General features: G+C 64.3%; 17 protein-coding genes and 1 pseudogene. 7 read left to right on the top strand and 11 right to left on the bottom strand.

The window, feature by feature from the left end; translation table 11 throughout:
- The first annotated feature begins 546 nt into the window (after nucleotides 1-546).
- Nucleotides 547-1,686, top strand: coding sequence for an MFS transporter (locus IVB13_RS12810; RefSeq protein WP_026234004.1), 1,140 nt, complete (start codon nucleotides 547-549; stop codon nucleotides 1,684-1,686).
- A gap of 6 nt (nucleotides 1,687-1,692) precedes the next feature.
- Here IVB13_RS12810 and IVB13_RS12805 read toward each other — a convergent pair whose 3' ends face one another.
- The gene (locus IVB13_RS12805) at nucleotides 1,693-2,682 is read right to left on the bottom strand and encodes a tripartite tricarboxylate transporter substrate binding protein (protein WP_018460333.1); all 990 of its coding nucleotides are present in this window, start codon (nucleotides 2,680-2,682) and stop codon (nucleotides 1,693-1,695) included.
- A gap of 287 nt (nucleotides 2,683-2,969) precedes the next feature.
- On the opposite strand from IVB13_RS12805, the gene IVB13_RS12800 reads away from it, so the two are divergent.
- Nucleotides 2,970-5,810, top strand: coding sequence for a winged helix-turn-helix domain-containing protein (locus tag IVB13_RS12800; RefSeq protein ID WP_247295119.1), 2,841 nt, complete (start codon nucleotides 2,970-2,972; stop codon nucleotides 5,808-5,810).
- 23 nt (nucleotides 5,811-5,833) lie between these two features.
- Here IVB13_RS12800 and IVB13_RS12795 read toward each other — a convergent pair whose 3' ends face one another.
- From IVB13_RS12795 to IVB13_RS12785, 3 genes are all read right to left on the bottom strand, one after another.
- Nucleotides 5,834-6,772, bottom strand: coding sequence for an aldo/keto reductase (locus tag IVB13_RS12795; RefSeq protein WP_026234005.1), 939 nt, complete (start codon nucleotides 6,770-6,772; stop codon nucleotides 5,834-5,836).
- A 93-nt stretch (nucleotides 6,773-6,865) separates the two neighbouring features.
- A complete protein-coding gene (locus tag IVB13_RS12790; RefSeq protein ID WP_085361028.1) occupies nucleotides 6,866-8,362 on the bottom strand; it encodes an MDR family MFS transporter in 1,497 nt (498 codons plus the stop codon).
- Complete coding sequence (locus IVB13_RS12785) at nucleotides 8,359-9,504, bottom strand: HlyD family secretion protein (RefSeq protein ID WP_018460337.1); 1,146 nt, start codon at nucleotides 9,502-9,504, stop codon at nucleotides 8,359-8,361. The genes IVB13_RS12790 and IVB13_RS12785 overlap by 4 nt, the downstream gene beginning before the upstream one ends.
- A 215-nt stretch (nucleotides 9,505-9,719) precedes the next feature.
- Between IVB13_RS12785 and IVB13_RS12780 the strand changes: the two genes are divergently transcribed.
- Entirely contained in the window at nucleotides 9,720-10,280 is a 561-nt protein-coding gene (locus tag IVB13_RS12780) for a TetR/AcrR family transcriptional regulator (protein ID WP_247375516.1), read from the top strand.
- A 49-nt stretch (nucleotides 10,281-10,329) separates the two neighbouring features.
- On the opposite strand, the gene msrA is transcribed toward IVB13_RS12780, so the two are convergent.
- The 6 genes and pseudogenes from msrA to IVB13_RS12750 form a co-directional block, all read right to left on the bottom strand.
- Complete coding sequence (gene msrA, locus IVB13_RS12775; protein WP_026234007.1) at nucleotides 10,330-10,845, bottom strand: peptide-methionine (S)-S-oxide reductase MsrA; 516 nt, start codon at nucleotides 10,843-10,845, stop codon at nucleotides 10,330-10,332.
- 172 nt (nucleotides 10,846-11,017) lie between these two features.
- On the bottom strand, nucleotides 11,018-11,440 hold the full coding sequence (locus IVB13_RS12770) for an OsmC family protein (RefSeq protein WP_018460340.1): 423 nt from the start codon (nucleotides 11,438-11,440) through the stop codon (nucleotides 11,018-11,020).
- Between the two features lie 206 nt (nucleotides 11,441-11,646).
- Complete coding sequence (locus IVB13_RS12765; protein ID WP_018460341.1) at nucleotides 11,647-12,495, bottom strand: enoyl-CoA hydratase/isomerase family protein; 849 nt, start codon at nucleotides 12,493-12,495, stop codon at nucleotides 11,647-11,649.
- Between the two features lie 62 nt (nucleotides 12,496-12,557).
- Nucleotides 12,558-13,871 (bottom strand): epoxide hydrolase family protein, encoded by a 1,314-nt coding sequence (locus tag IVB13_RS12760; RefSeq protein ID WP_018460342.1) that lies wholly within the window; start codon nucleotides 13,869-13,871, stop codon nucleotides 12,558-12,560.
- A gap of 264 nt (nucleotides 13,872-14,135) precedes the next feature.
- Entirely contained in the window at nucleotides 14,136-14,861 is a 726-nt protein-coding gene (locus tag IVB13_RS12755) for a VOC family protein (protein WP_018460343.1), read from the bottom strand.
- 33 nt (nucleotides 14,862-14,894) lie between these two features.
- Nucleotides 14,895-15,565 (bottom strand): annotated as a pseudogene (locus IVB13_RS12750) (sensor histidine kinase).
- Between the two features lie 331 nt (nucleotides 15,566-15,896).
- On the opposite strand from IVB13_RS12750, the gene IVB13_RS12745 reads away from it, so the two are divergent.
- The 4 genes from IVB13_RS12745 (at nucleotide 15,897) to IVB13_RS12730 (ending at nucleotide 21,531) form a co-directional block, all read left to right on the top strand.
- Nucleotides 15,897-18,740 (top strand): winged helix-turn-helix domain-containing protein, encoded by a 2,844-nt coding sequence (locus tag IVB13_RS12745; protein WP_018460345.1) that lies wholly within the window; start codon nucleotides 15,897-15,899, stop codon nucleotides 18,738-18,740.
- 118 nt (nucleotides 18,741-18,858) lie between these two features.
- Complete coding sequence (locus tag IVB13_RS12740) at nucleotides 18,859-19,566, top strand: hypothetical protein (protein ID WP_085348991.1); 708 nt, start codon at nucleotides 18,859-18,861, stop codon at nucleotides 19,564-19,566.
- 184 nt (nucleotides 19,567-19,750) lie between these two features.
- Nucleotides 19,751-20,452 carry a type 1 glutamine amidotransferase domain-containing protein gene (locus IVB13_RS12735; RefSeq protein WP_085384006.1) on the top strand — a complete coding sequence of 234 codons (702 nt, stop codon included), beginning with the start codon at nucleotides 19,751-19,753 and terminating at the stop codon, nucleotides 20,450-20,452.
- Between the two features lie 122 nt (nucleotides 20,453-20,574).
- On the top strand, nucleotides 20,575-21,531 hold the full coding sequence (locus IVB13_RS12730; RefSeq protein ID WP_247489080.1) for an alpha/beta hydrolase: 957 nt from the start codon (nucleotides 20,575-20,577) through the stop codon (nucleotides 21,529-21,531).
- A gap of 49 nt (nucleotides 21,532-21,580) precedes the next feature.
- Here IVB13_RS12730 and IVB13_RS12725 read toward each other — a convergent pair whose 3' ends face one another.
- The gene (locus IVB13_RS12725) at nucleotides 21,581-24,463 is read right to left on the bottom strand and encodes a winged helix-turn-helix domain-containing protein (RefSeq protein WP_018460349.1); all 2,883 of its coding nucleotides are present in this window, start codon (nucleotides 24,461-24,463) and stop codon (nucleotides 21,581-21,583) included.
- Between the last annotated feature and the right edge of the window lie 243 nt (nucleotides 24,464-24,706).

Raw genomic sequence — 24,706 nt, 5'->3', positions numbered from 1 at the left:
CTTGACCGTAGCAACGACGGCCAGGACCACACGGTTTTGCCGTACGCACGGCCCGCCATTTCGCCGCAGTATTCCCAGCCCTGTCGACCGAGCCGGAAACTTACAGACGAGACGAAGCCTAGCAGCGCCGCTCGTCGGAACGAAGCCTTGGGCTCACGGAGAGCAATCCGCCCTGCCCACACCTCTCGCACCCGAACGCTGCCGCGTCCACCGCAAGCCCGGCTCGCGAACATGACGACCACAAGATCGCCCCTCAAGGATGAGCCGGGATGGCCAACACATACGCCGTTTCCGAATTTCGGTAAAGCGGAATATTTTCATCAGTGCGGCTTGACACCGGTGCGGGTCGGGCTGTCAAGGTGTTTCGCCCGACGGCGCAGCCCACCGGCGCGCCGAGATGCCGGTGACGAGCCAAAAGGCCTGGTGTCCGCTTGCGGCCGCCCGGGGGCCGCCTGCGACAATCCGAGTCCGCCGCGGACATAAAGACGCGACAATTGCGGGGCTTGTCGATTGCCCCTGCCCTGATTCCCCCTTCCCGGAGTTCCCATGTCTTCTGCCGACAGGCCAGCGACACGCCTTGCGACCAGACTTGCCTTCCTCGTCGCGGGTTTCGGCATGGCGTGTTGGGCACCACTGGTGCCGTTCGCGAAGGCGCGGCTCGCCGTCGACGACGGCATCCTCGGACTGCTCCTGCTCAGCCTCGGCATCGGCTCGGTCGTCGCGATGCTTCTGACCGGCGTGCTGAGTGCGCGCTATGGCAGCAAGCCGATCATCATGGCGGGCGGGATCGGTCTTGCCCTGGTCCTGCCTCTGCTGACAATCGCGAACTCGCCCGCGATGCTGGCGCTGGCACTCCTCGCATTCGGCGCCGCGCTCGGCTCCATCGATGTCGCCATGAACATCCACGCGGTTGAGGTGGAGCGCGCCGCGGGACGTCCGCTGATGTCCGGCTTCCACGCGCTGTTCAGTATCGGCGGCTTCGCCGGGGCCGCGCTCATGACCGCACTGCTCTCGCTGCAACTCGGCGCGCTCGCTTGCACGCTGATCTGCTCCGTCCTGATGCTGATCGCGATGCTTGGGGCCTGGCCGCGGCTGCTTCGCTCCGTGCAGGTGCAGGAAGGACCGCTGTTCGTGCTGCCGCATGGCGCCGTGCTCCTGCTCGCGCTGCTTTGCGCCATCACCTTCCTCGTCGAAGGCGCGATGCTCGATTGGGGCGCGTTGCTCGTCATCGGCGCGGGTCTCGTTTCCGAAGCGCAAGGCGGGATCGGCTACATCGTGTTCTCGGTCGCGATGACGATTGGGCGGCTCGGCGGCGACGCCGTCGTCGCGCGCATCGGAGACCGCACGACATTGTTCTGGGGCAGCCTGATTGCGATCGCGGGTTTCGTGGTCCTGCTCACCGCTCCCGTCGTGGCGGTCGCCATAGGCGGCTTCCTACTCATCGGCCTCGGCGCATCCAACCTCGTGCCGGTGCTGTTCCGCCGAGCGGCGAGGCAGAAGGTGATGCCAACGGGCCTCGCCGTCGCGGCGATCACGACCGCCGGCTACGCCGGCGTTCTCGTGGGCCCCGCCGGTGTCGGCTTCATCGCACGTCTTGGCGGATTGCCGGTGGCGTTCTGGCTCCTGACCGCGCTGATGGGCCTCGTCACGCTGACGGCGCGCATTGTCACGCGCGCCGATGCCTGAGCGGCTTCACAAATTGATCAGCCCGATCGATTTGATCAGGGGCGCGAGGCTTGCGGATGTGGCCTCGACGATGCGCTGGAATTTGTCCGGGCTTGAATCGTTGTCCGGCTCCATGCCCTGGGCGCGATAGCTCGCCAGAAGCGCCCTATCGGCCATGGCGAGCCGCGTCGCCTGCGCGATCCGGTCGATGATCGCATCGTCGGTGTCCTTGGGTGCGAACAGACCGAACCATCCCTCATACCGGATGCCGGGCATGCCGGATTCGACGGCGGTCGGGATCTCCGGCGCGCCGCTCAGCCGCGTTTCGGTGGTGACCGCAAGCAGCCTGACTCTTCCCGCTTGGGCCAGCTGCTGCAATTGAACGGACATGACGGCAATGACGAGCGATATCTGGCCGCTGACGAGGTCGTTGGTCGCCTGCGCGATGCCGCGATAGGGCACGTGGACGATGTCCAGCGCGCCGGCCTGCTGCTTGAAGGATTCGCCGACCAGATGGTTTCCGGTGGCGATCCCCGGCGTGCCATAGGACAGCTTTCCTGGATTGGCTTTCGCATAGGTGATCAACTCGCGCAGGTTTGCGGCAGGCACCGAAGGATTGACGGCGAAAACCAGCGCGCTGTTGATCAGCCGGTAGATGGCGCGGAAATCGCCAACGGAATATCCGGGATTTGCCGCCGTCATGGGAATGATGACCTGCGTGCTGCCGTTGCCGAGCAGCAGCGAATAGCCGTCGGGCTCCTCGCGCGCGACCGCCGCGGTCCCGATGGCGCCGCCCGCGCCGCCGATATATTCGACGAAGGTCGGCCCGAGCAGCGACGGCATCCTGTCCACCCAGGGGCGCGCGATCTGGTCACCCGATCCGCCGGCTCCGTAGGGAATCACCAGGCGAATGGGACGAGACGGATAGTCGGCGGCTTGTCCGCTGCGGGGAAGCGCGGCGAGCGCCGCTGCGCCCGACAACGCGTGCACCAATTGTCGCCGCGTGAAAGAGGCCATGCTGGAAATTCCGGAAGTCGGCAGTCAATGTGGTGGCGGGACCGGCTCCCGGACCATGCCATCGCAGCAATCCGGCATCACAGTCAATGCTCCATCCGGCCGTGCCCCGGCGTCATCGCATTGTCATGTCGGCCTAACTCTTTATTTCACAAGCATTATTTCGGCGAGCCATCCGTCCGCGCAGGGCTGTCAGCCCTGCCCACTGCTTTCGACCGGTTTACTGTACGCCTCGTTCTGTTAGATCAGAAAGTAATACCTTTTGACTCCCTTCGAGGGGGCGATGGCGCGTGCCAGATCGTAGCGAAGATTCGGCCATTTCCTTTGGGCCATTTCGACTGTTTCCGAAGTCCCGGCTCCTGGAGAAGGAGGGCTCGCCGCTTCATGTCGGCGGCCGCGCGCTCGACATTCTCATCTTCCTTGCCGGACGCCCCGGAGAAGTGGTCGACAAGAGAGAGCTGGTCAAGCGCATCTGGGCCGGCGTCAATGTCGACGAGGGTAGCCTGCGCTTCCATGTCGCAGCGCTACGCAAGGCGCTCGGCGACACCGGCAAGTCGGCGCGTTACGTCGTCAACGTGCCCGGCCGCGGCTATTGCTTTGTCGCCTCGTTCGCTCAAGCAGCTCCTCCGGCCGCCCCGCTCCCGGCCGAAAGCGCCCCTCCCCGCTCCTTGCCCGCTCAGCTCACCAGGATGGTCGGCCGGGAAGGTGTCATCGAGAAGATCTCGAACGGACTTTCGCTCTATCGCTTCATGACCGTCGTCGGCCCGGGCGGCATCGGCAAGACCTCGGTCGCCGTCACCGTCGGGCATCGCCGCTCCCAGGATTTCGGCGGGCGAGTCTTCTTTGTCGATTTCGGTCCGCTGAGGGATGCCAGTCACATCGCGACCACCATTGCTTCGGCGCTCGGACTGACCATCAGCGCGGAGGATCCGACGCCGGCCCTGCTGACGTTTCTGAAGACCGACCCGGCCCTGCTGATCTTCGACGGTTGCGAACATGTGCTGGATCATTTGGCGCCGCTGGTCGAGCGCATCGTTCGCGAAGCACCGCAGCTTCGTGTTCTCGCAACCAGCCGCGAGTCGTTCCGGAGCGAAGGCGAGCGAATTTTCCGGCTGTTCCCGCTGGACTGTCCGCCCGAGCGCGAAGGGCTTGCTGTCGACGAGGTCCTTGCCTACCCTGCGGCTCAGCTCTTTGTGGAGCGCATTGCGCAGAGCTCGGGCCCGTTCCAGCTCAGCGCGGAAGAGGCCCCCCTCGTCGCGAGCATCTGCCGGCGCCTCGACGGCATCGCGCTGGCAATCGAGCTCGCGGCGGGCCGCGTCAATGCTTACGGCATCGCCGGCACGGCATCCCTGCTCGACAGCCGCTTTTCGCTGCAATGGCGCGGCCGACGCACCGCCGTGCCGCGGCACCAGACACTCGCTGCGGCGCTCGACTGGAGCTACGACCTTCTGCCTGCCGCGGAGAGCGCAACGCTGCGACGCCTGTCGGTCTTCGCCGGGCCTTTCGCGCCGGAGGCGGCTGCGGCGGTCGCGTCGGGTGACGGCCTCAACGCCTCCGAGACCCTCGAAGCAATCGACAGCCTGGTGACCAAGTCTCTGATTTCGCCGTCCGGCTCGCGGACGCTGCGCTATCGGCTGCTCGACACCACGCGCACCTATGCATACGGAAAACTCAACGAGCTCGGCGAAGCCGGGCAGTTCGCGCGGCGTCATGCCGAGCATTTTCGCGATTTATTCCAGCGCGCGGAGGCCGATATTTCGACGCCGCTGCCCGAATGGCTGAGCATGTATGGCGCGGAGCTGGACAATGTGCGCGCGGCGTTGGACTGGGCCTTCGGGCCCGACGGCGAGCCGAAACTCGGGATCGCGCTGACGTCGGCCGCAGTCACGCTGTGGGTGCGTCTTTCGCTGTTCGCGGAATGCCGTGAGCGCAGCAGAACGGCGCTCGCGGCGCTCGGAGACACCGCCGACGACGACCGCATCCGCATGCAGCTGCTGTCGGCGCTCGGATGGTCGCTGATGTATGGCGAGGGCCGCGCGCGCGAGGCGCGGCCGATCCTCGAGACGACCCTCGAGCTGGCTGACAGGCTCGACGACAAGGATTTCCGGCTGCGCGCGCTCTGGGGCTTGTGCATCGACCAGTTCAATAACGGACAGTTCGGCAAGGCCCGTGCGCTCGCCGATCGCTTTGCGAACGCAGCCGCGAACTCGCCCGACAGGACCGATGTCATGCTGGGCGACCGGCTGATGGCCGTCGCGCTGCATTATCTCGGGGATCAGAACGAGGCTCGGCTGCGCATCGACCGGGTCAATGCATCGTTGCATGTGTTGGCGGAGAAGCCGAAAATCTTCCCGCTCGATCTGAGAATATCGACGCAATATTTTCGAGCTCGCATCCTGTGGCTTCAGGGTCTGGCCGATCAGGCTCAGGCCCTCACCGCCAGAAACATCGAGGAAGGCCGCGCCAACGGCCACGCGCTGACATTCTGCAGCGTGCTCGGACAAGCCGCCTGCCCGATCGCCTTCTGGTCCGGCGATTTCGACGCCGCCGAGCGTCACGGCATCGAGCTGCTCGAACACACCGAGCGCCACGCCATCCGGCTGTGGGGCCTGTGGGCACGGGCCTTCAACGCCGCAGTCATGGTCAGGCGCGGCGACGTCACGACCGGCCTGCCGCTGCTGCGCGAGGAGCTCAATCGCGCCGGCGATGCGCGCTTCCTGCCGCGCTTTCTGCCCTTGCTCGGCGAGCTCGCCGCGTGTTCCGGAGAGGCCGACCAGGTCGATCGCGGGCTCGACGTGATCGAGGATGTCCTGACCCGCTGCAACGACCGGCAGGAGCTCTGGTATCTGCCGGAGCTGATCCGCATCAAGGGAGAGTTGATGCTCAGGAACGCCCGGCATTCAGAGGATGCCGAGGCGCGCTTTCGCGAGGCCATGGACATTGCCGTCCAGCAAGGCGCGCTTTTCTGGGAGCTGCGAAGCGCGGTCAGCCTGGCGCGGTACATGATCGGGGCCGGCCAGAGCGCGGAGGCCTTGGCAATTCTGCAACGCGCATGCGGGCCGTTCACCGAGGGCGCCGGCATTGCCGAGATCCGCAGCGCCCACGATCTGATCGAGCAGCTCCGGGCTTGACGAGTCGGCTGACCGGCGCCGATTCATCCGGCCCGCGGAATGAATCCGGGCACGCCGGTCTCGACGACCGTGTTGAACCTGATGTTTGTCGTAATCTGGTCCCTCATCTCTCGCATGGCGTCTTCGGGCAAGGCCGAAATATCGAAGTTTTCCTGGATGCGCCGGGAATTGGTCGAAGTCGTCAGGAAAGCGGTGCCGCGCTGGACCGCCCACGCCAGCGCAATTTGAGCCGGCGTCCTGTGCAAGCGCTCCGCGATGGCAGTGATCACCGGATCGGCTAGCACGTTCGGCTTCATGGCGTGTCCCAGCGCTGCAAACGCCTGCAAGACAATCCCGTGCTCTCGACAGAAGTCGAGCAGGTCCCATTCGGGAAGATACGGATGCGATTCGACTTGCACCATGGCGGGCCTGATCCGCGCGATCGAAACGATCTCGCGCAGCTTGTCCAGGGTGATGTCCGACAGACCGATCGACTTGCAGTGCCCCTCGTCGACGAGGCGCTCCAGCGCCCCCCATGTCTCCGCCAGCGTAACCCCTGAATCATAGATGACCCGACCGTGCTCATCCCTCGGGTCCTGCTCGTCGCCGGGTTGAAAGGCAAAGGGCGTATGGATGATGTAGCAATCGATCTCGTCGAGTTGCAGCCGCCGGCGACTGCCGTCGAAGGCAGGCCTGACCCGTTCAGGCCGATGATTGGTGTTCCATAGCTTCGTCGTAACGAACAGGTCCTTGCGCTGAAGCGTCCCCGCCTTGAATGCCTCCCGCAGCGCATCGCCGACCGCCTCTTCGTTGCGATAGCGCTCCGCGCAATCAAGATGTCGAAATCCGGCCTCCAATGCAGCCTTGGTGGCCCGCCTGGTCACGAGCGGATCCGGAATGAGCGTGCCAAATCCCACCGCGGGAATCGTCCCGGATTGATGAGTTAGAATTCTCGTATAACGAAGCGAATCCGACGTTGTCATGCTGATGCTCCTTTGTTTGCCCTCAGCTCCCTCAAAAGTAAGGGACGAGGTATTCGAAATTGACGATGCGATGTCATTCCACGACTCCAGGCGTTAACCGGTAGGCCGCGGCTTACGGAGAAAAAACACGAGCGGAATCATGACGAGCATGGCGAACATCAGGATCTCGAACTGGTCGATGACCGCGACGGTCGCCGCCTGACGCGTGACCATGCCGTTGAGGGCCGCAAGACCCGGCTTGCCGACCGAGCCCCCGACGTAAGCGGCGACACGATAGGGCGTGAGGTTCTTTGCGAGTGCGACATGCACAGCCTGCGTGTTGGCGTAGAAGAAGAGCTGGACGACCGCGATGCCAATGGTGCTGCCATAGAGGCGCGACAGGTTGATCAGCGCGCTGCCTTCCGGGCGGAGCTTCGGATCGAGCGTGCCGAACGCGGCCCTGGCGAGCGCGGGCAGCAACATGCCGAGACCCGCTCCCTGGAGCAGGCCGGCCTCGACGACCGGCCGCCAATCCATCGCCGGTGAATAGCCAAGCATCAGCCAGTTGGCATAGACCACCAGCGTCATTCCACCCACGAGGAACGGCCGGTAGTCGATCTGCGCCGGGACCAGGCTCGTCAGCACCAGCGCCCCCACCAGCGCGACGCCGCGAGGAACGGTCATGTATCCGGTGGTGTCGACGGGGTAGTTGAGCAATTCCTCCAGCATCGGGGACGTCAAGGCCAGGGTCGGCAGCAGCACGAAGCCAAGCGCGAAGGAGATGACCGTCGAGAGCACGAGATTGCGGTCCCTGAACAGCGCCGTGCGGAGAAAGTGCTCCTTTGTCGTCATGACGTGCACGATGAAGAGATAGAAGCCGAGCACGGAGGCGCCCGCCTCGATCCAGATTTCCGTCGAGGCGAACCATTCGAGGCGCTCCCCGCGGTCGAGCAACATCTGCAACCCGATCATGCCGACGGAGAACGTCGTCAGACCGAAGAAGTCGAAGGACCGGCTCCGCTCCGCCCGCTTCTCGCGGAGCAGCTGAGCCATCGTCAGGAAAATGAAGCCCGTCATCGGCAGGCTGAAATAGAAGATCGAGGGCCAGCCGTAATATTCGCTGAGCCAGCCGCCAATGGCCGGGCCACTGCTGATGCCGAGTAGGGAGCAGACGGTCCACGCCAGGCTCATGCGCGCATGTCGCACCGGCGATGTCGCCTCGAGCAGGATCGCCAGCGAGAGCGGTGCCAGCGGTCCGCTCGCCGCGCCCTGGAGGATTCGCGCCAGCACGAACTGAATCGACGTCGTCGCCAGCGCGTCGAGCGCGAGACCCAACACGAAGATCGTGACGGCGGCCTGATAGACCACCTTCCGACCGTAGCGTCCCGCCAGCCATTGCGTGATCGACATGGTCACGGCGCTCGCCGCGATATACGAGGAAAACACCCAACCGACCTCGTCATTGGCCATCGAGAGCGTCGCCTGAATATGGGGTAGCGCCGCGTTCGGTATCGAGATGTTGACGGCCTGCATGTAGGTCGCCATGAGGGCGGCCGCGGCGATCGCGTGATGACCGCCGGGCGCCGTGGACGATGGGAGGGGCGTACTCATTTGCCCTCCATCGCAAGCGCCGGTTGGAGCAGATGCGCCCAGCTGCGGCGATGGCCTGTATCGACCCGCGCCGTCACGCTGATGCCTGAGAACAGCGGCCGGTTTGGATCGAGATCGTCGAGTTCCAAGCGCACCGGCAATCGCTGGACGACCTTGACCCAGTTTCCCGTCGCATTCTCGGGCGGCAGGAGCGAGAAGTCCGAGCCGGTCCCCGGACTCATGCTGACGATGTGTGCCTTGAACTTGCGATCGGGATAGGCATCGACGTCGATCGTCGCCTCCTGGCCAGGGCGCATATGAGTGAGACCGGTCTCGCGAAAATTCGCCTCGACCCAGACGTGCCGGCTCGACAGCAACGAGAACGTCGGTGCCCCGGCATTGACGAAGCCACCAATCTGGAGATCGTCGACCTTGGTCACGATGCCGTCGTCCGGCGCCGTCACGGTGGCGTAGGAGAGATCCAGCCGCGCACGGTCGAATTGTGCCTTGGCTGCGCGGACTGCCGGATGGCGATCGACATCACCCTCAAGCTCGCCGTTGAGTGCGACGATCGTGGTGGCGATCTGCTGCTCGACCGACGCCACGCGCTGGCGAGCGACCTTGAGATCCGTCTCGGCCCGTTCATAGACCGCGCGTGGCGTGAAGTCGGAGGCAACCAGCATCCTCTTGCGGTCGAATTCGTGCTCGTCGAACGTAGCCGTCTCTTTGGCCGACTGCAGCTCCGCCTGCTGCTGACGGTGGGTCGCCTTGAGGGATTCGATCTGGAGCCGCGCACTGCCGAGGCGCGCCTCGGCCTGGTCGACGGCAATTTGATAAGGCTCCGGGTCGATGCGAAACAGCACCTGCCCCCGCCGGACGCGCTCGTTGTCACGCACGGCTATCTCGACCGCCTGGCCGGAAACGCGCGCGTTGATGGTCACCTTGGCGGCACGCACAAAGGCGTCGTCGGTCGAGACATATTGCTCCTGCGCCAGATAGATGAATGCGCCGACCACGGCCGCCGCCATCGGCAGCGCAAGCATCAGCGGCCGTCGCAGCGGCTTGCCGAGCCCTGCCCCAAACCATTGGGCGGCTGCGTCGCTCGGGCGGAAGCTGTTGCGAACGCCGAGCCCGCCGGCGATTGGCGCGAAATCGAAACGCATCGGAAGATCCTCGGGTTCAATCTATTTAATAACGTTCGTTACAAATATTGTACCCCGACGCGGCGATCAAGTCCGCGACCTTGATTTTTATAACGATCCATACAAATATGCGTGTGGAACATGCCAACCGGGGTTCTGACGATATGGCACGGAAAAAGAGCGAAACGAGCCCGGCGCGCCGGGGACGCCCACCGGCCTACGACGCAGAGACGGCCTTGAAGCGGGCAACGGAAACGTTCTGGAGGACCGGTTATTCCGGTACCTCCCTGGACAAGGTCGCTGCCGCGACCGGGATGAGTCCGCCGAGCCTCTACGCGGTGTTCGGCAACAAGCATGCGCTCTATCTCGAGGCCCTCGCGCGGTATTGGGAGATCAGCCTTGCCGCGACGCGTGAGGCTCTCGCCGGGGACCATCCCTTGGACGAAGCGCTGATCCTGGCCTATGACGCGGCGCTGTCGATCTACTTTTCCGGCAAGGGAGCCGCACGCGGCTGCTTCGTGGTGGGGACGGCGGTGACCGAAGTCGCAGAAGATGCCGCGATCCGGAGCAGCGTTGCGGCGGGACTGCGCATGATAGATGCCGATTTCGAAGCCCGCTTCCGGCTCGCGCAGGACAAGGGCGAACTGAAGCGCGACGCCGATCCGGCGGCGCTTGCCATTCTCGCTTCAGCCACGATGCACACCATCGCCATTCGCGCCCGTGCCGGCGCCCGCCGCTCCGAGCTGAGGGAGATGGCCCGAAAAGCGGTCGATGTGATCTGCGGATGCCGGCGATGATCTCGCGGATTTGAGCCATGGCTCTCCCCGGCAATAGCGACGACCAGCTTTAGCCTGCCGCGGCAGCCCCGCGCCGCGGCAACTTCCAGTCGGGGCGGATGAAGTGGCAGGTGTACCCGTCCGGATAGCGTTCGAGATAATCCTGATGCTCCGGCTCGGCTTCCCAGAACTCGCCCGCGGGCGCGACCTCGGTCACGACCTTGCCAGGCCAGAGACCGGACGCCTCAACGTCTGCAATCGTGTCCTTGGCGATCCGCTTCTGCTCGTCGCTGGTATAGAAGATTGCCGAGCGATAGCTCGTGCCCAAATCATTGCCCTGGCGGTTGAGCGTGGTCGGATCGTGGATCTGGAAGAAGAACTCCAGCATGGTCCGAAAGCTGGTCTTGGCGGGATCGAAGGTGATCTCGATCGCTTCGGCATGACCTTCATGGTTGCGGTAGGTGGCATTCTTCACCGCGCCGCCGGTATAGCCGACGCGGGTGGAGACCACGCCCGGTTGCTTGCGGATCAGATCCTGCATGCCCCAGAAGCAGCCTCCGGCCAAAATTGCGCGTTCCGTTGTCATATCTCCACTCCCAATTGATCGGTCTGTCCGTTCTGAACCCGTCGCATCCTATGCTTTCGGCGGCCCAGTCGAAAGCCAGGCATTTGCCCATCCGGTTCCTCTCGTGGAGGCCAAAGCTTCGACGACCTCAGCTTCCCCAAGCAGAACCAGATGGACATAAATTGAGCGCGCCTTACGTCAGCTTCGCGTCGAGCGTGATTGCGGCGTTGAGCACCTTCGACACCGGACAGTTCTTCTCGGCCTCGCCCGCGATCTTGGCGAAACCAGCGTCGTCGAGGTTCGGCACCTTGGCACGTAGCGTCAGCGCCGATTTGCTGATCTTGAAGCCTTTGCCTTCCGGCTCGAGGCTGACCGCAGCTTCAGTCGTGAGCTCGTCCGGCGTGAAGCCGGCGAGTTGCAGGCCGAAGGCCAGCGCCATAGTGAAGCAGCCGGCATGGGCCGCAGCGATCAATTCCTCGGGATTGGTGCCCTTCTCGTTCTCAAAGCGGGTCTTGAACGAATAAGGCGTCGCGGCGAGCACGCCGGATTCGCTCGATAACTGACCAGTGCCATCGCGACCGGTGCCTTTCCAGACTGCTGTTGCCTTGCGGATCATCTCAATTCTCCTGGTTGATTTTTTTAGCACCGGCACTCGGTACGGTACGAAAGCGACATTGGCACGACTGCCTGTCGCCGTTCCAACCGGCCGAGCGCCGCAGCAGTTCCGCCAAATCCCGTTCCGATAAAATCGGAACGGAACTTGATTCTTGCTTTGACGCGTTTTCTTCACGCGAACCGGTATCCACTTCGCTTGAAAACGCTTTAGCTACCGATCTGTCCGACATGGAAGCCGAGCCGGTTCTCGACATCACCGGCGCGGTGGAAGCCGCGCGACATCAGCGCCTTGATGCGGCTCTGGCTTGCCGGGCGGCTGAGCGAGGCCAGGAACGCGTCCCATTCCGGCTTGATCTCGATATCCGGTGGCAGGCTCGCAACGTCGACGAGGCGCTTGGTCTCGGCAATCGCCTCCTTGTCGAAGGACGCGATGCGCATGGCCAGCGCCTCGACGAAGCCATCGAGCTCGGCATCCGGCAACGAGCGGTTCACATAGCCGTAACGTTCGGCGAGATCGCCGTGGATATCGTCGGCGCCAAGCAGAACCTCGAGCGCGCGGCCGCGGCCCATCAGGCGCGGCAACCGCGCCATCGGGCCGCCGCCGGGCACCAGGCCCGCACCGACCTCCCATTGCGACAGGACCGCCTTTTCGCGGCTGGCAAAGCGCATATCACTTGCCAGCGCCAGTTCGCTGCCGACGCCGGTCGCACGGCCCCTAATCGAGGCAATCGAAACCACCGGCGCGCGGCTGAGACGCACCAGCATGTCGGGCAGTGCCTGCAGGCCCGTCGGCCCCGGCGGGATACGAAGCGAATCCTCCAGCGGCGCGAGGAAGTCGTAATGCGTGATGAAGAAGCCTTCGACGGCGCTGTCGAACACCACGACCTTCACCTCAGGATCGGTCTCGATCGCCTTGACGACGTCATCAAGAAGCGGAAGCTGCTTGGGGCCGAAGATATTGACTGGGGGCATGTCGAAGGTGACACGCCAATACGACGGCAGCCGACGTTCCAGGCGGATTTGGTCGGTCGTGAAGGTGCGTTCGGGGCGGTTCATGATTGGATTCCTGGTCTGTGGGGAAAGAAGGGAACGCGCGGAAGTGCGCGTCCCCGCAGGTCTCAGATCGACTGACGCAGCGGTCGGAAGGCGGTGCGCATTTCCGCGCAGAACAACGCGGGCTGCTCCCAGGCGGCGAAATGGCCGCCCTTGTCGAGACGGTTGTAGTGCATCAGCCTCGGATAGGCCTTCTCGGTCCAGCTGCGCGGCGCAGCGTAGATCTCGTCCGGGAAGACGCTGACGGCGACCGGGATCTTGATGTGCTTGGGCTCGAAGAACACCAGCTTGTTCTCCCAGTACAGCCGCGCCGACGACACCGCGGTGTTGGTGAGCCAGTAGAGCGCGATGTTGTCGACCACGTCGTCGCGCGACAGCCCTTCCGTCTTGCCGTCGAACACCCGGGCGATCATTGCGGCGCTGCGCGCATCATGGTCGAGCATCCAGGACGCGAGGCCCGCCGGCGAATCCACCAGGCCATAGAGTGTCTGCGGCCGGTTGGACATCTCGATCGCGTAGCCGAGACCGTGCTTGTAGAAGTCATCGAGCTGATCGTAAGCGTAGCGCTCGTCGGCCGAGAGGTTCGACGGCCGCGATCCGCCGGGCTGAAGCGCCTTGGCGATGTCGTCAGGAACGGTCGCGGGCATGTTGGTGTGGATGCCGAGCAGTTCCGGCGGCGCGATCACTGCCATCTGCTCCGTCACGGCATTGCCCCAATCGCCGCCTTGCGCGACATAGCGGTTGTAGCCGAGCCGCTTCATCAGCACGATCCAGGCACGCGCGACGCGCTGGGGATCCCAGCCCAGCTCCGCCGGCTTGCCGGAGAAACCGTGGCCTGGGAGCGAAGGGATCACGAGATCAAAAGCGTCCGCCGCCGTCGCGCCGTGTGCGGCGGGATCGGTGAGCGGGCCGACGATCTTCATCTGCTCGATGATCGAACCGGGCCAGCCATGCGTGACGATCATCGGCAAGGCATTCTCGTGCCTGGAGCGGACGTGAATGAAATGGATGTCGACGCCGTCGATCTCGGTGACGAATTGCGGCAAGGCATTCAGCCGCGCCTCCATCTTGCGCCAGTCGTAGTCGTTCTGCCAGTAGCTCACGAGCTGCTGCACCGTCGTCAGTTGCACGCCCTGCGATTGATCGGCAACGATCTCACGATCAGGCCAGCGCGTCGCGGCGAGACGGCGACGGAGATCGAGCAGATCCTGCTCGGGCACGCTGACGTGGAACGGGCGGACCGCCCCGCTCACGCCGGCCTTCGCAGAATGCAGCGGCAGCAGGCTCGACACGCTTGCCGCGACCGCGGTCATCGCGGCTTGACTCAACAGTTGACGGCGGTCTGGATTGAGAATGTCGGTACGTGCTTGCGTGGTCATGTTCGATCTCCCTGGCTTTGGTCGGTGACGCTGACCGAATTTGACATAAACGCCTCGGTTCGCCATGCCGAGAGATTGGCGCAGGCCCTGGCAATTTGCTCGTTATGGGTTGTTAGAGCGCGTTAGCCGTTGCGAGCCGCGCGACACCGAGGAGAGCGATCGTCGACTCGCGACGCGCGCCGCCAAAACAACACGGCGCGCGATGAGCTCAGTCATCGCGCGCCGTGTCGGCTTGCATCAGTCGAAGAATCCGTGCTGCCCAGCTCAGGATGGCAGCGGCTGGCCCGCCTGTTCGCGGACGATGTAATCGGCGTACCAATCGGCCCAGTTCTCGTCGTGCCCGCCGGTCCGCTTTTCGTGCTCGCCATGGGCCGCCGCCGCGCGGCGCAGTGCTGCGGCCAGCGCAGCCTGCGAAGCGAATGTCGTGCCGTCGCCCGCGATCCGTCCCGGCAATCGCGTCGTGACCTCCTGGAACAACCAGCCATTGCCGTCGGGATCGCTGAACGACGCATATGAGCCGTAGCTGCCGCGCTTCGGGTCAGCACCGCTCACCCGAACGCTGCCGGAGAGATAAGGCTCGTCGGTCCCCGCGTGAACATCGCCGGCACCGTGGAATGGAGCGCTGACCTCGACGCCGCGGTCCAGCAGATCCTTTCGCGCCGCCTCCAGATCGGAGACGATCAGGTAGAGGCCTCGCACCGAGCCCGGCGCTGCCGCCGTCACGTTCCTGCCAAAAATCACCGAGCAGGCCGAACCTGGCGGCGTGAACTGGATCACGCGCCAATCATCGCCAGAGGCAAAATCGGCGTCCAGTCGCCAACCGAGACGCGCGTAGAAGGCCTTGGCGCGATCAACATCGGACACGGGGATCACGATCACCTCGAGCCTCTGATCAACGCTACGCGATACCGAAGGCTCGTTGGCAGACTTGTTGGAAGGCTTGTTGGAAGGCTTGGCCGCGGCGTCGCGGTCGATTTCGGTAGTGGCCATGTCGAACTCCCTGGGTTGGATTTAAGACGAGCTTCAAGCAGCTGCGATCGGCATCACGATGGTTACGCGTGTGCCGTCCTCTCCCGCCTCGCCCTGCAGCCGGGCGTGAATGCTGCGTGCGAGTCCTTCGAGAATCCGGCTGCCGGTGCCCTGAAGCGGCCCGTCGCGCCGATCCCGTTGTCTATTACCGTGCAGAACCAGGCGCCGTCGCGATTGGCCGTCTCGATGCGGATCAGTGCGTCATTCCTGTTCGGGAAGGCATGCTTGGCCGCATTCGTTACCAGCTCCGTCAGCATCAGCGCGAGCCGATGGCATTGCGACGCCGGCAGCGTGCCGCTTTCAATTGCAGCCTCGCAGCGGATGCCCGCCGGCTCCAGCACGGCCTCGGAAATCGCTCCGCACAGATTTTCGAAGAAGGCCGCCACCGGGATCGCCGTATGGTCATCATTGTCGGACAAGAGTTGATAGAGCCTGCCGAAGGCGACAATGCGCCGCTCGAGCCGGTCCGCTGCAAGCGACACATCCCTGGTACCCGTTCTGGTGAAATCGCGGCGGACTGACGCACCGAGTATCGTCAGCGTATTCTTCATCCGATGGTGGGATTCCCGCAGCACGAGCTCCCAGTCACGCGACTGATCGTCTAAACTGGCCACAAATTGAGATCGAACGACGTCGTCATTCGGCCGAGCATTGATACCGGACATCGTAGCCTCCCCGTTGGAATTAGCGTCAAACTCGGAACAGATACTGGATGCAGTTCGCGCGCATTGCTCGTTAGACGTTGCAAGATTCTGTTATGATGGGGTACGACGACGGGCACTCCGAACGTGAGCTGGTCGGTCAAGCACACTGCCGGGTTGTCCCGATCGCTTCGAAAGAGGCTCGCGTTGAGTACAATTTGCGACGGATCGTCGCGCGCGACCGGCCAATTGCCGGCACCCTCCACGCGATTTCGCCACTTTCGGCCAGTTTACTCAGGGTTCCCTTCTGCTAGATCAAAGTGCAGAGTTCAGCTCTCACTGGAATGATTGGCCCGTGCCGGACACTAACGACCAGGATTCGGCCATTGCTTTCGGGCCATTCCGGCTGTTCGCAAAGACGCGGCTGCTCGAGAAGGACGGCGCCCCGGTTCACCTCGGTGGCCGTGCGCTCGACATTCTCGTTTTTCTCGCCGAGCGCGCGGGCGAGGTCGTGGACAAGCGTGAGTTGATGCGGCGGGTCTGGGCCGACGTGAATGTGGACGAAGGCAGCCTGCGCTTTCACATCACGACGCTGCGCAAGGCCTTGGGCGATCCGGGCGAAGGCTCCCGCTACGTCGTCAACGTCCCCGGACGGGGTTATTGCTTCACGGCCGCGCTGCTCCGGGCCGCCCCATCGGAGAACCGGACCAGCCTGCCCGTTGCTGCGCCGCGCTCGCTGCCCTCGCCGCTCGCGAAGATGATCGGGCGAGACGATGCGGTCGAGAAGATTTCCGCCGAGCTTGCCTTGCATCGCTTCGTCACGATCGTGGGCCCCGGCGGGATCGGCAAGACCTCGGTCGCACTGGCGGTCGCGCATCGCGAGTTCCAGGCCTTCGACGGCCAAGTGTGTTTTGTCGATTTCGGCGCACTGAGGGAGACCCGGCTCGTTACGGGAACGATTGCGGCCGCGCTGGGCCTGACAGTCAATTCCGACGACCCGATGCCGGGGTTGCTGGCATTCCTGCGCAGCCGGCGGATGTTGCTGGTGTTCGACAGTTGCGAGCACATCCTCGACGATCTCGCCCCCCTGGCCGAGCGCATCGTCCGGGAAGCGGGCGAGCTGCATATTCTCGCCACCAGCCGCGAATCTTTCCGCGCCGAAGGTGAGCGTGTCCATCGGCTGTTTCCATTGGATTGCCCGCCACAGCGCGACGGGCTCGGCATCGCCGACATCCTTGCCTATCCTGCAACTCAGCTCTTCGTGGAACGCATCGCAGAGAGTCTGAGCGAATTCGAGCTCAGCGAAGAGGATGCGCCGCTCGTCGCCGATATCTGCCGTCGGCTGGACGGCATCGCGCTCGCCATCGAGCTCGCGGCCGGGCGCGTGAATGCCTATGGCATCGCTGGGACGGCCTCTCTGCTCGACAGCCGTTTCTCGCTGCTGTGGCGCGGGCGGCGCACCGCTGTGCCGCGGCACCACACCCTGAGTGCGGCACTCGCCTGGAGCTATGATTTGCTGCCGGCAACCGAAAGCGCAACGCTGCGCGGATTGTCGGCATTCGTCGGGCCATTCACCCTGGAAGCCGCGCTTGCGGTCGCATCCTGTCAGGGCATTGGCGAAGCAGAAGCCGCCGAGGCGATCTCCAATCTGCTTTCCAAATCGCTGATCGCGACCTCGCCTGCGGAGCGGCGGCTGCGCTATCGCCTGCTCGACACCACACGTGCCTTCGTCGCGGAGAAGCTCGTCGAGAACGGCGAAGCGGACCGCGTCGCACGTGCCCATGCCGAATATTTCCGCGACTTCCTGCGCGACATCGCCGTCAAATCCACGGGCATGCAGAGCGCCGGCGGCTTCCTTCCTTATGCCGACCACCTGCCCAACGTCAGGGCCGCGCTGACCTGGAGCTTTTCGGACGGCGGGGACCGAACGATCGGCGTGGATCTGGCGGCGTCAGCGGCGCAATTCTTCCTTGAGCTGACATTGCTGACGGAATGCTACCGCTGGACCCAGCAGGCGCTGGCGTCCCTCGACGCGAGCGCGGTGGATGGCCGCAATGAAATGATCTTGCAGGCCGCGCTCGGCGTCTCCGCGATGTTCACGCAGGGCAATACCGAAGCGGTCCGCTCGGCATTCACGCGCAGTCTCCAGCTTGCCCAGGAGCTCCAGGATTTGCACTGGCAGCTCTGGCTGCTCCGCGGATTGCACATCTATCTCACCAGGGTCGGAGATTTTCACGGAGCACTCGGAACCGGGGAACAGGGCGAGAGCGTCGCGCGGAAGCTGAACGATCCCGCCAGCACGCTGAACGTCGAATGGATGCTGGGCGTCGCCCATCATTTGATCGGCAACCAGGACAAGGCGGTGCAGCTCTGCGAGAGCGCGATGTTGCATAATCCCGGCTCGCAGCGGCTGAATATCGGCCATCTCGGCTATGACGACCGCATCGTCGCACTGGTGGCGCTGGCACGCGGGCTTTGGCTCACCGGCCGGCCCGATCGTGCGATCGAGGCGTCGAGATACACCGTTCGCGAAGCCGAACTGCTCGAACAGCCGCTCACTCTCGGTATTTCCTTGATCTGGACCATCTACGTGTTCCTCTGGGTCGGCGACTTGGCCAATGCGGAAATCCTGATCGAGCGGCTGATCGATCATTCCGCGCGCCACTTCCTCGGGCCCTATCACGCGGTCGGCATCGGCCAGAAGGGTGAGCTGCTGCTTCGCCGCGGCGACGTCGCCGCCGGCATCGAGCACCTCCGCCGCAGCCAGGCCACGCTGTACGCGACGCGACACCGGATCATGACCACGGTGTTTGCGACCGCGCTCGCGGAGGGACTTGTGGCGCAGAACCAGGCCGACGAAGCCTTGCAGACCATCAACGATGCCATCGCAGAGATCCCCGATCATGGCGAATCCTTCGACATGCCGGAGATGCTCAGGGTCAAGGGCGACATCCTCGCCCGGTCGGGCAATGCCGCGGAAGCCGAAAGCTGCTTCCTGGACTCGCTCGATCTGTCACGCCGCCAAAGCGCGCTCGGCTGGGAGCTGCGGGGGGCAATTAGTCTCGGCCGGGTTTGGCGCGGGGCCGGAAAAGCCGCCGACGCACGCGCCCTGCTCGCCCCCCTCGTCGCGCGGTACCAGGAGGGCCTCCAGACCCGTGATCTCGTCGCCGCCAGGGAGCTCCTTGCGGCGCTGAATTGAGAGTATCTTCAATGAGATACCGCAAGGCTATCCGCTCGCAACTCCTAACAAATTCTAACACGCCAAGCCGCATCCGCCCCGCCATGGTGGTGGCACTTCATGGTGGATATGGCGGGACATGGCGCTTCTTGACGATGTAATTGATGCCAGCGGCGGAATGGCCCGCTGGAATAGCTTGAGCCGGTTCACGCTTCACCTCTCCGTCGCGGGAACGCTGTTCTCCAGCACCGGACATGCCAGCGAATTCAAGGACGTGACGGCGGAGGGCTCGACCCGCACGCAATCGGTCCGCTTCACCGGCATCACCGGAGGCGAACACTCCGGCTCGTTTCAGCCGGACGCGATCACGATCGAAAGCCTCGAAGGTGAGATTCTGCGGACCTGGCGCAATCCGAGTCTTGCGTTCACCGAGGCCGGTTCGCCCGCGCTCGCGGGCGAGCTGCATCTCGTCTTCTTCTGCGGCGTCGCGATCTGGAATTATCTGACCAATCCATTCCTGCTCGCCCATCCCGATGTCTTGGTGGAGGAGCTGCCGCCGTGGCAGGAGAATAACGAGTCATGGCGGCGGCTGCGGGCGCAATTCCCACCGAGCCTGATCACGCTCGCGCCCGAACAGATCTTCTATTTCGACGAGAACGCATTGCAACGGCGGACCGATCACGATCTGTTCGGAATGAAAGTCGCGCATTACTCCTGGGCCCATGACAGCTTCGGCGGCATCGTGGTGCCGACGCTCCGACGCGCGCAGACGCTGCGGCCCGACGGAACCGTGGTCGCCAAGCCCGTGCTGATGGATGTCGAGATCTTTGACGCCGTCTTCGAGTAGCGGCCCGCGCGATATCTCCAACTCTCAACGTCTAACAATACATAACGAGCCAACAGTCGGCCTTGAGCGCAGATTGGGTTCGCGAGCAACGAACGACGTGACGTGCTCGAACGAGACCCAGCTCCGCGCATCTCCACCGCAATGGAGCGCGTCATCGCAGCAAACGCACTCAAGGAGAACGGTCATGAAAATATTGATGGTCATCACCTCGCACGACCAGCTCGGCAACACCGGGCGCAAGACGGGCTTCTGGCTCGAGGAGCTCGCCGCCCCCTATTTCATCTTCAGGGATTCCGGGGCCGAGATCACCCTCGCCTCGCCGAAAGGCGGCCGTCCGCCGCTTGACCCCAAGAGCAACGAGCGCGAATTCCGCACCGACCTGACGCTACGCTTCGAGGCCGACGTCGCCGCCGAAGCCCAACTCGACAAGACGGTTCGCCTCGACAGCGTCAAGCAGGAAGATTTCGACACCGTCTTCTATCCCGGCGGTCACGGCCCGATGTGGGACCTCGCCGAGGACAAGGACTCGGTCAAGCTCATCGAATCCTTCCTTGCCGCCGGCAAGACAGTCGCCGTGGTCTGCCATTCGACTGGTGCGCTGCGCCACGTCAAGACGCCCGACGGCAAGCCCCTGGTTCAGGGCAAGGAGGTGACCGGTTTCACCAATGGTGAAGAGGAGGACGTCGGCCTCACCAAGGTGGTGCCTTTCCTGGTCGAAGACGAAATGCTGAAGCTTGGCGCCGTCTTCTCGAAGACGGCAAACTGGGGCGTTCACGTCGTCACCGACGGCCTCTTGATCACGGGCCAGAACCCGCACTCCTCGGGTCCGGCCGCGCAGGCCCTGCTCGCCGCCCTGAAGGGCGAGCCGCTGGCGCGCGCGTCGTAAAGCCCAGATGCGGCACATCGCGAGAGGCGCCCGCGATGGTGCCTCTCGACGCCGCCGTCACAAGCGGATGTCCCCTACTTGCGACACATCTTCACTTCACATGCCGGATTCGGAGCGATGACATGAACATCCCAGCCACTCTTGCCCTCTCGGCCGCTTTGGCCTGCGCGACCGTGCAGGCCTCGGCACAGGATCTGCGATCGAGCCGGCGCTCGATCAGCTATCACAAGACCGATATCCGGGGTCTCGAGATTTTCTACCGCGAGGCTGGGCCCACCGACGCTCCGAAGGTGCTGCTGCTCCACGGATTTCCCTCGTCGTCGCGGATGTGGGAGCCGCTGATGCCGCTGCTCGCCGACAAATATCATCTCATCGCGCCGGACTATCCCGGCTTCGGCAACAGCAGCGCGCCGCCGCCATGCGACTTCACCTATACGTTCGACAACATCGCCGCCGTGATCGGCGAGCTCACAACGAAGCTCGGCCTCACCGACTACGTCCTGTTCATGCAGGACTACGGAGGCCCTGTCGGCTTCCGCATGGCGCTGGCGCATCCCGAACGCGTCCGCGGTGTCATCGTCCAGAACGCGGTTTCGCACGAGCAGGGGCTGAGCCCGCTCTGGAATGCGCGCAGGAAGTACTGGGCCGACCCGGCGCACGAGGTCGAGGCGCTCAAGGCCAACTTTACGTCCCTGGAGGCGACGAGTCAGCGGCATCTCGGCTCCAGTCCGCGTCCCGAGCGCTATGACCCCGACACCTGGATCGACGAATACGCGTTCCTGACGCGTCCCGGCCAGGCCGAGATTCAGACCACGCTGTTCCTGGATTACCGGACCAACGTCGCCTCCTATCCGAAATGGCAGGCTTGGTTGCGCCAGACGCGGCCACCGACGCTGGTGGTCTGGGGCGAATACGATCCGTCATTCGCCGTCGCAGGCGCGACGGCCTATCGCGACGACGTGCCGGATGCCGAGGTTCACATTCTCGAAGCCGGCCACTTCGCGCTGGATGAAGCCACCGACGAGATCGCTTTGCTTGTCCGCGACTTCCTGGGGCAGCTGGCTGGACACAAGGGTTGAGCGCTGATGGACGCGCTCAGCAGCGAGAAGAGACGGTCGTATCGACTGTTCAGGCCCCCGGTTCGTTCAACATGCGTCGTGCTGCAATGAGATCGGCGGTCTCGAACCCTTCGGAGAACCGGGCATAGGTTTGAGCGAGCTGTTCGAGCGGATTTTGCACATGCTGCCGGGTTCGAAGCCGCGCCAGCGACATCTCGGCTCGCAGCCGCCACGATAGCGCGCCCTGCTGTTCGGCGAGCGAGATCGAGGCGACAAGATCGGCCTCGGCCGCGTCGGGATTGCCGCCCTGGACCTCCAGCTCTCCCCGCAGACGGAGCAGCTCGGGCATGTCGAACGCGCCGCCTTCCCGCTCGACCCGCAGAATGGTTTCGTGAAGAACCTGAATGCCTTCCGTCAATTGTCCCAAGCTGACCAGGCCCCGAGACAGATCCGCGGCGAACGCCGAGGCATAGAGTTCGTAGCGGTCGGCATGCAGGCGTGGAAGCGCACTCCGCATCAGGTCGACGCCGCCGGCCGCCTCGCCCCGAGCGATCATGCTCTGCGCCCGAAAACCCGCCGCGACGGCTTCGTAAGGCACGAGCCCGTGCATGCTCGCATGCGCGGTCAGACGACCGGTCATCGCCTCGACCGACGACCAGTCGCCGAGCCAGCCGAATACCGAAGCGGACCAGCATAATGCGATACAATGCATGACCACGTCATGCGGCGCCGAAGCGCCGACCAGCGGCCGGATGCATTCGAGCGCACGATCGGGAAAGCCGCGCAGCCATAGCACGCGCGCGAGCGGAATTTGCGGTGTGCGTGAGTAGGCGAAATGCCCGGGTTGGGTGCCGCGGAGCGCAGCGTCGTCTCGCAGGCCCTGGTCGAGATGAGCCTGCGCCGCGGCCTGGTCTCCGGCGAGGTGATATGACACGCCGAGCAGCGCTTTGCTCCCGGCGATGCCCGCGGTATCGCCGATGACGCGGGCAATCCGCTCGGCGTGAAGCGCAGTCGGCACCAGATGCCGATAGCGACCGGTCCGGCGGTAGAACATGTTGAGCCGGGACAACAGCCTGAATGTGTTGGCGTGATCGGAAAGCGCTTCCGCTATTTCCAGCCCGCGCCTGAGCGCCGCTTCCGCCTGCTCGCTGTTACGTTCGGTGAACATCAAGGCGTGACCGAGCGTCGACTGAAGTTCGAGCTCCCATGCGCCGCCCCGGTCGGCCTCGTCCAGCATTGCGAGTGCGCGATCGGACCAGATGCGGGCCTCGTTCAGCAAATTGAGTTCGACGAACAGCCTTGTGCAGCTGCCGGCGAGCGGCACGCGCAAGCCGGCGCCGTCGTCGTTGGCATAAGCCCATTGCAGCGCAGCGCGGGCATCGGCGAGCAGGCTCGCGCTTTCCTGCAAACGTGACGCATGATCGCCGCCCTCCTTGTCCCTCATGCCCGCTTCGAGCGTGCATTGAACATAGAGAGCATGACGATGCGCGATCTGCGCCAGCTGTCCGCCGTCGGCCAGTTTCTGCAGGGCATAGGCACGCGTTGCGTCGAGCAGGCGATAGCGCCGCGATGCGCCGTCCGGCTGGGTGGAAACCAGCGACTTCACCACGAGTTGCTCCAGGGCCTCGACGACGCGATCCTCCGCCATCTCCGCCCCGGCCGCGACTGCTATCGCGCCCCTCAACGTGAAGTGACCTGCGAAGACGGCGAGGCGCTGAAATACGATCCGCTCGCTCTCGCCGATCAGACCGAAACTCCAGTCGAGCGTAGCGCCGAGCGTCTGCTGCCGCGGCGGCGCCGTCCGCCGCCCGCGCCATTCGAGCTGCAGCCGGTTGTCGAGCAGCGCCGCCATCTCGCGCAGTCCATAGAGACCGACACGTGCGGCAGCCAGCTCGATCGCCAGCGCGATGCCGTCGAGCTTGCCGCAAATCCGGGCCAGGACTTCGGCATCCTCGTCGGTGATGTCGTCGCGATGCCCCGCCGCGACGGCGCGATCGACGAACAGGCGCACGGCGGGATAAGCAAGCACCTCGCCGGCACTGAGGCGGGTGCCCTGCGGCGGACCGGGGAGCGAAACGAGCTCGAAAATCTGCTCGCCTTCCACCAGCAGCGACTCGCGGCTGGTTGCGAGGATGACGATGCCAGGCGCCTCCCGGTAGATGTTTTCTGCAAGGCGCGCGACCTCCTCGATGACGTGCTCGCAGCTGTCGAGCACGAGAAGCAGCCGGCGGCCGCGCAGGAAATTGACGATGCTGGCCGAGGGGTCCTCGTGGTGCACGACGAGGCCCAACGCGGCTGCAACCGTGCTCGCGACCAGCGCTCCGTCCTTGAGCGGACCGAATTCGAGGAAATGGACGTTGCCGTCGAAGCTATCGCACATCTCGTGCGCGAGCGCAGTCGCAACGGTGGTCTTTCCGATGCCGCCCGGCCCTCGCAGCGTGACGAAGCGATCGCGGAGCAAGCGCGCTGCCAACTCGGCCACGGCGTCCTCTCGCCCGACCATCCGGTCCAATCGGCGCGGTAGCGACGGTGGCGGCGCGGCCCTTTCAGGCACACGCGACGCCGGTGTAGCCACCTCCGCGCGCCCGCCACGCCGCACGGGCGCGACAAAGCAATAGCCCCGGCCCGGGATGTTGGTGATGTAGCGGGCACCATCCTTTCCGTCGCCGAGCACCTTGCGCAGCTCCGCGACATGGACGCGCAGGCTGACCTCCTCGACGGAAAGTCCGGACCACGCATAGCCGAGAATTTCGTTCTTCGGGACCACTTCGCCGGCGCGACTGACCAGCAGGCGCAAAATATCCATCGCACGGCTGCCGAGCCTGACCGGCAAGCCATCCTTCTCCAGCAGCCGCGACCGCAGCGAAAATGGCCCGAACGCGACGGCATCGAAATCTGGGATCGCCGCGGCGTCGCGGCCGCGGGGGCCCTGTCCTGCCGAGAGCTCGATCACTTTTGGCTCATCTTGACGGCCGCTCCAGCGAAATGCGGCGCGACTATACCCGGCGCCAGTGCGAGGTCCAGCGAGGGCAACCCACAGAACTCACACCTCCACATCGATCTCCACGCCATGACCGGTGCTCTCCTGAGTCGTGTCGGGGATACGCAAATGTCTGATAAACTGTACAAAAACGACGCTTCCTGAGACGGGATGCCGCACCTGATGCGCTCCCACAAAAACTAACACATCCTAATC

Source organism: Bradyrhizobium sp. 17, assembly GCF_023073515.1.
Lineage (GTDB): Bacteria > Pseudomonadota > Alphaproteobacteria > Rhizobiales > Xanthobacteraceae > Bradyrhizobium > Bradyrhizobium canariense_D.
This window is presented reverse-complemented; position numbering and strand designations above follow the sequence as displayed.

Bases quoted from the DNA above. Each gene is read 5' to 3' on its own strand.
- IVB13_RS12755 (WP_018460343.1), bottom strand. From the start codon at position 14,861: ATGGCCACTACCGAAATCGACCGCGACGCCGCGGCCAAGCCTTCCAAC.
- IVB13_RS12765 (WP_018460341.1), bottom strand. From the start codon at position 12,495: ATGAACCGCCCCGAACGCACCTTCACGACCGACCAAATCCGCCTGGAA.
- IVB13_RS12730 (WP_247489080.1), top strand. From the start codon at position 20,575: ATGAACATCCCAGCCACTCTTGCCCTCTCGGCCGCTTTGGCCTGCGCG.
- IVB13_RS12795 (WP_026234005.1), bottom strand. From the start codon at position 6,772: ATGACAACGTCGGATTCGCTTCGTTATACGAGAATTCTAACTCATCAA.
- IVB13_RS12805 (WP_018460333.1), bottom strand. From the start codon at position 2,682: ATGGCCTCTTTCACGCGGCGACAATTGGTGCACGCGTTGTCGGGCGCA.
- IVB13_RS12735 (WP_085384006.1), top strand. From the start codon at position 19,751: ATGAAAATATTGATGGTCATCACCTCGCACGACCAGCTCGGCAACACC.
- IVB13_RS12760 (WP_018460342.1), bottom strand. From the start codon at position 13,871: ATGACCACGCAAGCACGTACCGACATTCTCAATCCAGACCGCCGTCAA.
- IVB13_RS12740 (WP_085348991.1), top strand. From the start codon at position 18,859: ATGGCGCTTCTTGACGATGTAATTGATGCCAGCGGCGGAATGGCCCGC.
- IVB13_RS12785 (WP_018460337.1), bottom strand. From the start codon at position 9,504: ATGCGTTTCGATTTCGCGCCAATCGCCGGCGGGCTCGGCGTTCGCAAC.
- msrA (WP_026234007.1), bottom strand. From the start codon at position 10,845: ATGACAACGGAACGCGCAATTTTGGCCGGAGGCTGCTTCTGGGGCATG.
- IVB13_RS12770 (WP_018460340.1), bottom strand. From the start codon at position 11,440: ATGATCCGCAAGGCAACAGCAGTCTGGAAAGGCACCGGTCGCGATGGC.
- IVB13_RS12810 (WP_026234004.1), top strand. From the start codon at position 547: ATGTCTTCTGCCGACAGGCCAGCGACACGCCTTGCGACCAGACTTGCC.
- IVB13_RS12790 (WP_085361028.1), bottom strand. From the start codon at position 8,362: ATGAGTACGCCCCTCCCATCGTCCACGGCGCCCGGCGGTCATCACGCG.